General features: G+C 31.8%; 10 protein-coding genes. 2 read left to right on the forward strand and 8 right to left on the reverse strand.

All coding sequences use genetic code 11. The annotated features are described in order from the left end of the window. Positions 1–4: 4 nt before the first annotated feature. The 4 genes from D9V42_RS07025 to D9V42_RS07040 form a co-directional block, all read right to left on the reverse strand. Positions 5–808, reverse strand: a complete 804-nt coding sequence (locus D9V42_RS07025; protein WP_107554529.1) for an ABC transporter ATP-binding protein — start codon at positions 806–808, stop codon at positions 5–7. A gap of 338 nt (positions 809–1,146) precedes the next feature. After that, complete coding sequence (locus tag D9V42_RS07030) at positions 1,147–1,983, reverse strand: YitT family protein (RefSeq protein WP_107529840.1); 837 nt, start codon at positions 1,981–1,983, stop codon at positions 1,147–1,149. A gap of 581 nt (positions 1,984–2,564) precedes the next feature. Continuing rightward, complete coding sequence (locus D9V42_RS07035; RefSeq protein ID WP_107529839.1) at positions 2,565–3,794, reverse strand: NupC/NupG family nucleoside CNT transporter; 1,230 nt, start codon at positions 3,792–3,794, stop codon at positions 2,565–2,567. A gap of 389 nt (positions 3,795–4,183) precedes the next feature. Then, positions 4,184–5,902 (reverse strand): ABC transporter ATP-binding protein, encoded by a 1,719-nt coding sequence (locus tag D9V42_RS07040; protein ID WP_107554530.1) that lies wholly within the window; start codon positions 5,900–5,902, stop codon positions 4,184–4,186. 245 nt (positions 5,903–6,147) lie between these two features. Here D9V42_RS07040 and pbp4 point away from each other — a divergent pair, with 245 nt between their 5' ends. Beyond that, entirely contained in the window at positions 6,148–7,443 is a 1,296-nt protein-coding gene (gene pbp4, locus D9V42_RS07045; RefSeq protein ID WP_122064136.1) for a penicillin-binding protein PBP4, read from the forward strand. Positions 7,444–7,855: 412 nt separating this feature from the next. Here the strand turns inward: pbp4 and tagD are convergent, their stop codons facing one another. From tagD to D9V42_RS07065, 4 genes are all read right to left on the reverse strand, one after another. Then, complete coding sequence (gene tagD / locus D9V42_RS07050; RefSeq protein WP_017722614.1) at positions 7,856–8,254, reverse strand: glycerol-3-phosphate cytidylyltransferase; 399 nt, start codon at positions 8,252–8,254, stop codon at positions 7,856–7,858. Positions 8,255–8,346: 92 nt separating this feature from the next. Further along, on the reverse strand, positions 8,347–9,405 hold the full coding sequence (locus D9V42_RS07055) for a glycosyltransferase family 2 protein (RefSeq protein ID WP_122064139.1): 1,059 nt from the start codon (positions 9,403–9,405) through the stop codon (positions 8,347–8,349). Next, complete coding sequence (gene tarB, locus D9V42_RS07060) at positions 9,402–10,493, reverse strand: teichoic acid glycerol-phosphate primase TarB (RefSeq protein ID WP_122064141.1); 1,092 nt, start codon at positions 10,491–10,493, stop codon at positions 9,402–9,404. Before tarB ends, D9V42_RS07055 begins: the two co-directional genes overlap by 4 nt. Positions 10,494–10,856: 363 nt before the next feature. Further along, positions 10,857–11,657, reverse strand: a complete 801-nt coding sequence (locus D9V42_RS07065; RefSeq protein WP_107529833.1) for an ABC transporter permease — start codon at positions 11,655–11,657, stop codon at positions 10,857–10,859. Positions 11,658–12,052: 395 nt separating this feature from the next. Between D9V42_RS07065 and tagH the strand changes: the two genes are divergently transcribed. Further along, entirely contained in the window at positions 12,053–12,847 is a 795-nt protein-coding gene (gene tagH / locus D9V42_RS07070; RefSeq protein WP_029377784.1) for a teichoic acids export ABC transporter ATP-binding subunit TagH, read from the forward strand. Positions 12,848–12,878: the final 31 nt, after the last annotated feature.

Here is a 12,878-nt window from a genome sequence, read left to right on the forward strand (position 1 = left end):
ACCCCTAAACTTCTGAATAGCTTTTTCTGCACAAGTCATACGTTACTAACATTGGTTTGCCAGTTCTTGGGTCTGTACTAATTTCAACATCAATGTTGAATACCTTTTCTAATATTTCTTTCGTTAATACTTCCTCAGTATCACCATTGGCGATGATATCACCATTCTTCATAGTGATTAAATGATCAGAAAAGCGAACGGCTTGGTTAATATCATGTAATACCATAATAATAGTACAGCCTTGTTCTTTATTGAGCTGCGTAATTAATTCTAATATCTCTAACTGATGCGAAATATCTAAATATGTTGTTGGCTCATCTAAGAATATAATATCTGTACGTTGGGCTAACGCCATTGCAATCCATACACGTTGTCGTTGTCCTCCACTCAAATCATTTATCGGGCGCAATCTAAAATCGTAAGTACCTGTAACACACATTGCCCAGTCGATTTCTTTTTTATCTTCGGCAGATAGGCGTCCAAATCCTTTTTGATGTGGAAAACGACCATATGATACTAATTCACCAACTGTAAGGCCATCTGCAACCTCTGGAGATTGAGGTAAAATTGCAATTTTTTTAGCAATCTCTTTCGTAGATTGTGAGTGTATGTTTTCGTTATCTAATTTGATTTCTCCACCTTTAATTGGCAGTAGTCGTGATAACGCTTTAAGTAATGTCGACTTACCACAACCGTTTGGCCCTATAATTGAGGTAATCTTGCCATCAGGAATGTGAACATCTAAATTATCCACAATGACATTTTCTCCATAACCTATAGTGACCTGTTCTCCTTTTAAGCGATTCATAATTCCCCTTCTTCCTATATTAATAAGCATAACATCGTATATTTTCCCAATTAATTTATATTAAGTCATGTTAAATTTTCCAATTATCTCAAGTAAATGATAATCATTATCACAGATGATATTATATCATTTTTTACACCTATTGACTATTAATTATTTTTAACAGTCCCTTATATTTCGTTAGCTTTATAGGCATTCTGTTCACAAAATGACACGCTTAAATCTTAATTCGTTATATGATTTGTTGAGCTTCTTTTTATAATAAAAAGCCTAATTTATGATGGAAATATTCCAAATAAATTAGGCAACTTTATTATTCAACTTTAAATTGTTTTATCTTAATGTTCATCGATTAAGAAACCATTTCCGTATACATCACGTACATCATGAATAACTAGAAATGCATTATCATCGATTTTTTTTATTAAACGCTTTGCTTTCGTTACTTGTGTTTTAGTGATAACAACATACAAAACATCTTTATCTTCTTTTGAGAAGTAGCCACGCCCATTTAAAATGGTAAGTCCACGTCCTACTTGTTCATCAATTACTTTGGCAATTTCATCCGGCTTGCTTGAAATAATTGTCATTGCTTTCTTCGTATTTAAACCTTCAATGACGTAATCCATTACTTTCGTACCGATATACAATGAAATCACAGTAACCAATGCACTAGAAATTGGAATAACAGTCAGTGATATAGCTACAACAATTAAATCGAAGAATAGTAACGCATACGGTGTACTAACGTCTAGGTATTTATTAGCGATTCGAGCTAAAATTGTAGTCCCTGCTGTAGTACCACCTGCAAGCACAATCACACCTATACCAAGACCTACACAAAGACCACCAAATACTGCATTAACCAATATGTTACCTGTTTCAATTTCCCAACTTACAGTTAATTCTAAAAAGATAGAAATTAAAATCGTTGCAACAATAGTTAAATACATACTCCGTTTACTTAAAAATTTATAGCCTATCCCAATTAAAATGGCATTAAATACAAAGTTTGTAATACCTGGAGAAATGTGAAAAGCATAGTAAAGTACGATTGCTATACCAGTCACGCCTCCCTCACCTAAATCAGCAGATATAATAAACGTATTCACACCAGCTGAAAAAATGAACGACCCAAAAATAACTAATATTAAATCACGTACTGTTTTATTCACCCACACGACCCCCTTGAATTTGCACTAATCAATTGAATGTTAGCAAATTATCGGAAATACTACAACACGAATATAAGGAAAACTCTTTATATAATATATTTATTTTATATTGTAATTCCTTTATATTTAATTAAAATTCGTTAATTTTCAAAAATTCTGAAATTTCTGTTTACTTATTAATTTCTCTTTGATATAATAAAATTTATCTTCTTATTGGTAGCCAATAAGAAGCCATCTCCTTTGTGTTGTTTATAGTAACAAACAAAACAATTTTTGCTCGAGTATATACTTAGTACCTAGTCCTTACTATTTATATACAGTTAATTCATTTCCCGTAAAAGCCAAGTAATGATGAATGTGTCTCCTCACTTCAATTACTTGGCTTAATTTTTTTGCCTTTTATTTTATAATCATAATGTTTGATGGACACAACCATTATTTATAGCAAACTATAACGTTATATCTAATAAAGAACAAAAAAACTAGACATTCAAAAACGTATACAAACACTTTTAAACATCTAGTTATTTAATATGTTTCAATCAAAAATAAGTATATAACTTAACTTTAATATTTAAAGTTTACCAAGCAAATAATCCAACAAATCCTGCAGTCATCAACGATACTAAAATACCTGCAAGTAATAACATCGGTACATATTGTGATACGAAATCTGATGTTTTCTTATCTACAATTCCTTTTAAAGTACCTACAATCATACCGATTGTCGAGAAGTTCGCGAATGAAATTAAGAATGTTGTAATGACTGCACGTCTATGTGGCGAATAAGATTCAACAACATCTTTAATCTGTCCCATAACAACAAATTCATTAGTGACAATTTTTTTAGCCATCTGCTGTGCAACAATCCACGCTTCATCCCATGGTAAACCAAGCAATAACGCAAATGGATACATAAACGCACCAAGTATTTGATCTAAACCAAAACTACCTTTAATACCTGCCCAACCGCCAATGACGCCTGTAAGTAAATTAATCAATCGATCAATTAAATCTGATAGTGCAACGAAACTAATAACAAACGCTACAATAATTAGGATTAATTTACCTGCGTTTAATACTGAATCACCTAAGAACGAGAAGAACGGTTGACGTTCTAATTCATTACTTTGAATCGTGTAAATAATATCTTCTTTTTCTTCTACCGTAACTGGATTTAATATAGATGAAATGATAATCGCATTGATTATATTTAATGGAATAGCTGTCAATACTAAATCACCTGGAACCATAGAGACATATGCCCCTACAATAGCCCCAGATACAGAACTCATAGACATCATCGCCACCGTTAACACACGAGTTTCTTTCATACGTTTTAATTGTTCATTCGAAACTGCTAATGCTTCTGTATTACCTAAAAACATCATTTCAATACCAAAGAATGATTCGAACTTTGGTTGACGTGTGATTTTGGCTAAAACCCAACCAATACCACCAATTACTTTAGGTAAAATATTGAAATACATTAAAATGTCAAATAACGGAACAACTAATAATATTGGGAATAATGCACTTACTGCCATGTCCATTGCGCCTGGTTTTACCCAGCTAGAAAAAGCAAATCCTGTACCTGCATGTGCGGAATCAATCACCCAAGAAATACCATTAGCTAATGTTTGTACTGCAGTTTTTCCCCACGGAAAGTACATGAAGAACCAAGCTAAAAATAAGTTTAATACAACTAATATTGCAATTGATTTCCATTGAATATTCTTTTTGCTTCGAGAGAATAATACTGCAATCCCTAAAAACACAAACAATCCAATTATGTTAATCACTAAAAACATAATACACCCACCATTTCTTATTAAAATCATTGATAACAATGAATTTTTGAAAGTAATTTATGTAGCTATGTATTCAGAAGAATAAAGGTAAATGCATATTACTGACATAAACAATCATTCGTTCATAGACAGCATTGAACCATGCATTTACCTTAATTATTCCTAATCCCTAGTTTTGTTAATTCATTTTTGTAATTAATTTATACTTTCTCAAAACACTGTTTATTAATAATTCACAATAATTATAGCATGCATGTACTTTATATAAAATAACAATTTTATAGTTCGATAAACGTCACTTTTTGTACACAATCTAAGCTTAAACATTCGCCTTTCACTATGAAAACGCCTACACAACTATCGTCATCATTTACTTTTTACTCTTTTTCTTATTTCGTCAAATTCTGTGTGTTAACAAATTGTTGGTATTTCTCATGTTTCATAATCAATTCTTGATGTGTACCTTTACCAGTTACTTTACCAGCATCTACGAAAATAATTTGCTCTGCTTTTTTAATAGTAGACAATCTATGTGCGATCACTACAGTTGTACGGTTTTCCATTAATTCTTCTAGTGCATCTTGAATCTTTCTTTCACTTTCACTATCCAAGTTAGCTGTAGCTTCGTCTAATAATAAAATATCTGGATTTTTGACAAAACTACGAGCAATATCAATGCGTTGACGTTGGCCACCAGATAATTTCAATCCTCGTTCACCAACCATTGTATCGTAGCCATCTTCAAATTGTTCTATGAACTCATGACAGTTCGCTAATTTCGCAAAATGGATAAGTTCTTCGTCACTGACTTCACGGTTTATTCCATACAATATGTTATCTCTAATCGTACCATTCATCATTGAGTTTGATTGCATAACGTAGCCTATTTTGTCGCGCCATTCACCTAACCCAATGTCATAAATGGACTTATCACCATATTTAATATCACCTTGATCAATATCATACATCCGCTCAATAATATTAAAAATGGTACTCTTTCCTGACCCTGAAGGACCTACAAATGCAGTGACTTTACTCTGAGGTATTTCAAAACTAACATCACTCAGAATTGGCTTAACTCCATATTTAAAGTCAACCTGTTCAAATACCAAACTACCATCAGTAATCTTATCTTCTTGTTCTATATGGAATGCTTCCGTAGGTTCTTCCATAATTTCATAAATACGACCACTTGCACCTACAGCTTTTTTATAATCTGTAACAAGCGTTGAAAGATTAATCAGTGGTGTTGATAATTGTATAACATAGAAAATCATAGCAATCAGTGTGCCTGCTGTGATGGCACCAGTTGAAATTCTAATCGCACCAAACCCTAATATAATCGCGATTGTAAGTAACATAATTACGCCTGAAATAGGCTGAATTACTGCAGTAATTTTAGCTTGTTTTAATCCTAAAAAGTAAATCTCTTTTAAGTTTTTATGTGCATTATTTAGTTCTAAGTCTTCTGTATGTGAAACTTTCACTAAACGCATTTCTGTCAAGACACGACCTAATAAACCACTAAAATTAGCGATTTCAGCTTGTGTTTTTTTAGAAATCTTTTCCATAATTTTGCCTAATGGAAACATGATTAACACAAAAATTGGAATAGTGATGAATGTGACTAATGTCATCTTCCAATCCATAATGAATAACATAACCAGCGAACCTAGAATTGTTAATACTGATGGTAATAAATTAGGAAGTTTTTGAGAAATAAATTCATTGATCACTTTCGTATCATCCGTCAGTCGGCTCATCAATTGGCCACTTTCATTTCGGTCAAAAAATGGCATTTTTAAATGGATAATATGATGCCATAATACCGATCTAATCGCGTATATAACCTTTTCCCCAATTTTACTTAACAGATATAAACCCACACCACTAAGTAGTGCATTAACAATAAATATTGAAATAAAGCCTCCAACAAACATCCAGTTCATATTATCAAAGGAAAATTTATCTACCAGTTTCCCAGTAAATAATGGGACTAGAAGTCCAGTAATACTACCCAATGAAGAAATAAATACAGCAATAATGATAAGGCCAACAGGCCATGACAGTTTTTTAAATAAATAGAATAATGGATTTTCTTGCTTCATATTTTTACCTCTTCTATTTTTTATATTTTTATCTTTTTAAAATAATGCTAAAAATGAATCTGAGCAGAATAACATTATAATGGTTAATGCGTTAAATTCCAAGCAAACACAATTTTATTTTTTACAATCATTTTTGACAATGCAATAATTACAATAATTTCATGAATGTATTTTATTTAAACTTTACAATATGCTAAAATACTTCTATTGCAATAAAACTCAAAATATTAAGAGGGAATGTAATTATGAGAAAGTTAATTTTGACATTTATAACTGTACTCTTCACTGGTACAATTATAACACCCTTTGCTGAAGCTGAAACTGTTACACCTACACAAGCAGCAAATCAATATGGTTATAATGTATCTGAGTCCTATCAACCTGAGGGTGCAGTAAATGTTGCACAAACAGGTCAGCTACTTTATCAATACAATATGAATAAAAAGTGGTACCCCGCTTCAATGACCAAGCTTATGACCATGTATCTTACGCTTGATGCGGTCAATAAAGGCGAGTTATCTTTAAACGATAAAGTAAAAATTACGGATACACACTACCGTATGTCTACCTTACCAGAATTAAGCAATACCAAGTTATACCCTGGCGAAACGTATACTATTAAAGAATTACTTCAAATCACGGTTTCAAACTCAAGTAATGCAGCTGCACTCATTTTAGGAAAAGAAGTCTCAGGCAATCTTTCTGACTTCACCGATAAAATGAATAAAAAAGCAAAAGCATTAGGAATGGAAAATACGCATTTTGTAAATCCAACAGGTGCAGAAAATCACCAACTTCGTGACTTTGTTCCTAAAAAGTATAAAAATGAAAATGATAATACATCTACTGCCAAAGACTTCGGTATACTTTCGCAACGTGCCGTTCAAGACACGCCGAAAATATTAGATTTCACTAAGCAATTAGCACCTACACAACACGGTGTGACATATTATACTTTTAACCATTCGCTTGAAGGTGCAGATATGAGTTTGGAAGGAACTGACGGCTTAAAAACAGGCTCAAGCGATGTTGCTGACTATAACCATACAATAACAACAAAACGTGATGGTTTTAGAATTAACCAAGCTATTATGGGTGCAGGTAATTACGATAAACTTGGTGGAGAAAAGCAACGTAATATGATTGGTAATGCTTTAATGAACATGTCTTTCGATCAGTATAAATATGAAAAAGTATTGTCAAAAGGTGAACAAAAAATTAATGGGAAAACATATTTTGTAGAAAAAGATCTCTACGACGTGTTACCAAAAGATTTTGATAAAAAAGATTACAAAGTGGTAATTGAAGATGACAAAGCACACATTGAATATGACCGTGAGTTTATTAGTAGTAAATATGGTTCACCTTCAGTTGACGTCAACAAGCCACTCGTGCATCAAGCAACAACAGTTGTAAAATCATCTTGGGATGAGCATCCTATATTAACTTTATTAGGTACAATACTCATTATTGCAGCCATCGCAATCATTATTTATCTAATCATTGATTTAATCAGAAAAAAATCAAATAAAAAGAAATAATCATCATTCAAGTGATGGTTACATTGTTAAGTACTGCTCCTTTTCAATTAAAATTATACTCACGCAAAACGAACTTAATATAACTACTACTCATAACTAGGTAGTAACTGCTCAAACATATTGAGGATGTGAAGATGAAATCGAATTTTTGATTTTATTTTCACATCCTCTTTTCTTAATACCAAAACTAAACGAATCAATAAGAAAAATAAATTGCCCTTAAATACCTACTTGTTTCCCAACCGCATCTAAATAAACCTTTTAAACAGTTCATACTCAATACACGTCTTAATCGCAAATGAACACACAATAACAAAAAGAAGCTAGATTACATCAACGGGTATCGACCCCAAATTCCTGTAACCTAGCTTCTCAAAACACTTCACAATAAATAATTTATCAAACAGCAAAGCTATTTCTCATTATCACCATAAAGTTCTTTTTTAATTTTAGTCGTAGAGATACCTTCAGTACGATTTAGATAAATGACTTCACATTTATCTTTTAAGAAGTCGAATTCGCCTTCCCAATCGTGGCCCATAACAAATGTATCTATCTCATATCGATCAACATCAATTTCTTTTTGTCCCCAACCACTTTCAGGGATAACAAGATCGACATATCTAATTGATTCTAACATCATTTTTCTTTGTTCATAGTTATAATAAGATTTTTTATTTTTAACACGATTAAATTCATCTGTTGAGAGTGCAACGACTAAATAATCGCCCATTTCTCTCGCTCTTCTTAATAATTCAATATGGCCATAATGCAATAAATCATATGTTCCATAAGTAATAACTCGTTTCATTAGCATATGCTCCTTAACAAAATATTAATTTAATATTTACATTTTTAAAAATTATAGCATATTAAATCTTAGTTTACGAATTCTGACTATTTTCATCTTTTCAAAATTTGTTTTAATTTCATTTTACTTCTAAATTTTGCGCGTCTCGGTAGCACTTCCACTTTAAAACGATAATAATTAGGTCTCCCAATACCAACACTTAACAATGCATCTCTCCACTGATAATATAAAGTTTTATTCCATTTCACACTACCTTGTTCAATCACTTTAATTATTCCAAAAAATGCTTCACCAGCATAATCTGTTTTTTGCATTTCTTTAATATATGAGATAACAAGATCTAACATTTGTTGTGTAACGGTTTTATGCTGTCCGACATATGCTTGAATCAGATAACTTACAATCAATTCATCCATACGGTAACTATAATAGACTCTTGCTTCTCTTAGCAATAATGTATCCATTACACGTGCCCTAACTTTTTCTGCATCCCGCATATAAGATACAAATTGATTCGCAAGTTGATCAGTTATTGAACCAGCTTGCTCATTGTAGCCATAAACGATATCTGGCAATAATTGAATATCACGTGCTTTTTTGTATGCTTGGATAATAAAAGTATGTTCTTCACAAAAAACAACATCTTCATCGAATCTTAAATCAGCAAATTTTGCGCTAAACATTTTAGCTCCGGGACCAATTGATTGCATCACTTCAGGACATTGAGCAATATTTACAGTATCTAATTTCTTGATTACTTCGTGAGAATAAATGGTTTGCCAGTCGCCATTGTGTTCTCTTGCAATTTGTCCGATAACAATATCTACATTTTCATCTCGTTGATAATAATCAGCCATAAAATCTATTCTACTAGGTAAGAATTCATCGTCAGCATCTAAAAACATAAAAACGTCTCCTGACATATTAGCAATACCAACATTTCTGCTAGCTGCCGCACCTTGGTTTTCTTGGTTGATAATCGTTATATTTTTATATTCTTTTTGCAATTGTTCTAATACAAACTTACTATCATCTTCCGAACCATCATTGATGCATATAATTTCATAATTTTGCTTTGTATCAATCGATGCAATTGCTCTACGAATTGTTTTTTCTGCATTATACACAGGAATGATTATTGAAATTTTCATTTTTTCACCATCTTTTCAATTTCATTAACTATACTCGTCAAACTATCTTTTGTATTATATTCATGCCAATCTTCAAACAATAGCGCTGGCGCGTAACTTTTTTCATATAACTTATGCATTAATTCATCCTCACTATATGCCTTATATGCCTCTGGTATTTTTTCATAAAATACATTCAATCCACGGGTGTGATTATAATCCGCTTCATCATAAACATAAAAAAGTGTGGGTTTCTGTAAGATGCTCGCTTCAATTGCTAGTGAACTGTAATCACTTATAATCACGTCTGCTAATATCATTAACGATTGCAAGTTAATTGTCGTCTGTTGCTCTGTGGCAATAGAAGGATGTAATTTGCTCAATAATGTATACTCTGGTAACTTTGCTTCGAATTTCTGTTTATCTATCTCACGGTTAGCCTGCTTGTGTTCTCGATAGGTAGGGGCATAAACAGCTACCTTGCCATTTATTCCATATTGTTGTTTCAATTCTTGTTGTCTTTGTTCAACATCCAACCTCGCGTATGGTACCAACCTCGGCAATCCAGTTCTTAAAAATTGTTCTTCATTTGCTCCAAATGACTCTTGAAAGCAATACGCCATTGGTTCACCACCAATAATATACTTATCTGTTGCGTCATAAACTTTTTTATATTGTTGAACTATTTTGTTATTTGATAAGTCAACTTGTCTATCTGTCAATCCGAAATTTTTCAATGCACCCGCTGCGTGCCACGTTTGTATGACCGTTTGCTGTTTTTTCTTCTTAAATCCACCCATTATCAGATAATAAGTATCTATCACAATCACTTTTGCGCTACTCAACGCTTTGATATGCTTAAATACTTGTTTATTTCCTGCAGGTAAAAACACTGTATTCTCTATATGTTGGATATATTTACGATTTTTTTCTGTACCAATAACTGTCAGCTTATATCCTTTACGGTTTAACGCTTCAATAATAGGTAACACATCTTCAGCAAAAGTCATCATCACTACAATTTGGTCACTTTGCACTTTTTTCTTTCGATATATCATATTCAAAAAGCTAATAATAATGATATAAAGCTTTTTTATAATTTGTCTCAATACATTTCACCGCCGTTAATTATTAACTACCTTAGCTTTTATTATATCTATCCTACCAAAAAAATTATAGAAAAACCTTTTCTGTGATATATCATCAACACATCTTAAAAAACGTATTTTAATGCATCTATCAACTCACATAATTTTAAAATTTATGATTACCAGCTAAAGTTTTATGTTATTTAAGTATCGTACCAGTTCTGTAACAAAACGTTAACTATAAGCACCACCCTATTTAACAACTTTTAATTTAGAAGAAAATAAAAAAAACGGGAGTAGATATAGAAATCATTTTCAAAAAAATTGATTTCTGCCCTACTCCCACTACAACATTATTCAAACATATTCATTCCAATATTCTCATTACATAAAGTCTGCAAAATGATCTCTATAGCGCATATGCATAATTGAACCTACTATAAATAAGAACAAGATGATTAATAGATTATACAAAGTCAATTCCCAATGCGTTATAAAATACCACTCTTTATGTAACACAGCAGAACGATATGCTTCAGCTAGATAATATATTGGATTCAATTTCATTACTTCTTTTACAATGCCTTCTGGAGGCACAATTAAAATAGATGATGCAAAGAATACCATTCTCATGAGCGCTTGAATTGCCTGTTGCGTATCCTTTACAAGCACTCCTAACGTCGATGTAAACAACGCTATTGCAGTTGTTAATATTAATGCAAATGGTACATATAAGAAAAGTTGCAACGTGTATATCGTTGGATAGTAACCTGCCAACATACATAATAAAATGACTACAATAAGTAGTGCAAGGTGACCGTAAAACCTACTCATTACTATGTAAGAAGGTATGATTGATAACGGAAAATTCATCTTCGCTACTTGGTTATACTTCGTTGCTATTGATTTAGTACCTTCCAAAATTCCTTGGTTAACAAAGAACCACATACTGATACCTACGAGTAACCAGTAAATAAATGGCACACCATCTATAGGATCGTTACTTCTAATACCAAGACCAAATACAAACCAATAAACCATGATTTGCATAGCTGGATTAATTAACTCCCAAGCCATACCGAGATAGTTATTTGTATTAGAAATCTTCACTTGGAACTGTGCTAGTCTTTGTATTAGATAGAAATTTTTAAAATGCTCTCTAAATACTACCCATACTGCATTCATTTAAATAAACCACACTTTCAATCGATTTGCTTATCACAATTTACTTATGACACTATTATATTCAATTTCAATATACGCTTTATTAACTATCATAACAACTTTCAGTAACTTTCGGAAATAGTTATTTAAAAAAGTGTTAAAAAGTTGAATCTTTTGTATACTAAATAATGAAATAATTGTTGATATAAGTCTAAATAATAGCTATCGCACTTTATATATTTTTAAATTTCGTCGTTATAGTTGATTTTATAATTTTTATTCAGTAAAATTTAACAACTGTATAAGCATTAATTCCGTTAAATTATACTCACTTACTTTACAATAGGTTTATAAATTTAACAACTAATATAATGTATAATATAATAGTACTATCTGTAAACAAGGAAGGTAAAATCATGAATGTATCCGTTAACATTGAAAATGTAACTAAAGAGTACCGAATTTATCGTAATAATAAAGAACGTTTAAAGGATGTCTTACTCCCTTTTCATAAAAACAAAACATTTTACGCCTTAGATAACTTGTCTTTAAAAGCGTATGAAGGCGATGTGATTGGATTAGTTGGTATCAACGGTTCAGGAAAATCTACCTTAAGTAATATGATTGGTGGATCTCTATCCCCTACTGATGGTGGTATTAAGCGTGATGGCGATGTAAGTGTGATTGCGATTAACGCAGGACTAAATGGACAACTAACAGGCATTGAAAATATCGAGTTCAAAATGTTATGCATGGGATTCACTAGAAAACAAATCAAAGAATTAACACCTGAAGTTATTGAATTCAGTGAATTAGGAGAATTCATATACCAACCTGTTAAAAAATATTCTAGTGGTATGCGCGCTAAATTAGGCTTCTCAATTAACATTACAACCAACCCAGATATCCTGGTTATTGACGAAGCTTTATCCGTTGGTGACCAAACTTTTGCGCAAAAATGTTTAGATAAAATTTTTGAATACAAAGAACAAGGTAAAACTATATTCTTTGTGAGTCATAATATGAAACAAGTACGAGAATTCTGTACTAAGATTGCTTGGATAGAAGCTGGCAAACTGAAACAATTCGGTGAGTTAGATGAAGTCTTACCTGAATATGAAAAATTCTTAAACGACTTTAAAAAACGTTCTAAAGCAGAACAAAAGAAATTCAGAAGTGATTTAGACAATTCTAGATTTGTCGTAAAATAATATAAAACGTGATTAATACCCTAGCATTGAT

It is taken from the genome of Staphylococcus pseudoxylosus (genome assembly GCF_003697915.1).
Classification (GTDB): Bacteria; Bacillota; Bacilli; order Staphylococcales; family Staphylococcaceae; genus Staphylococcus; species Staphylococcus pseudoxylosus.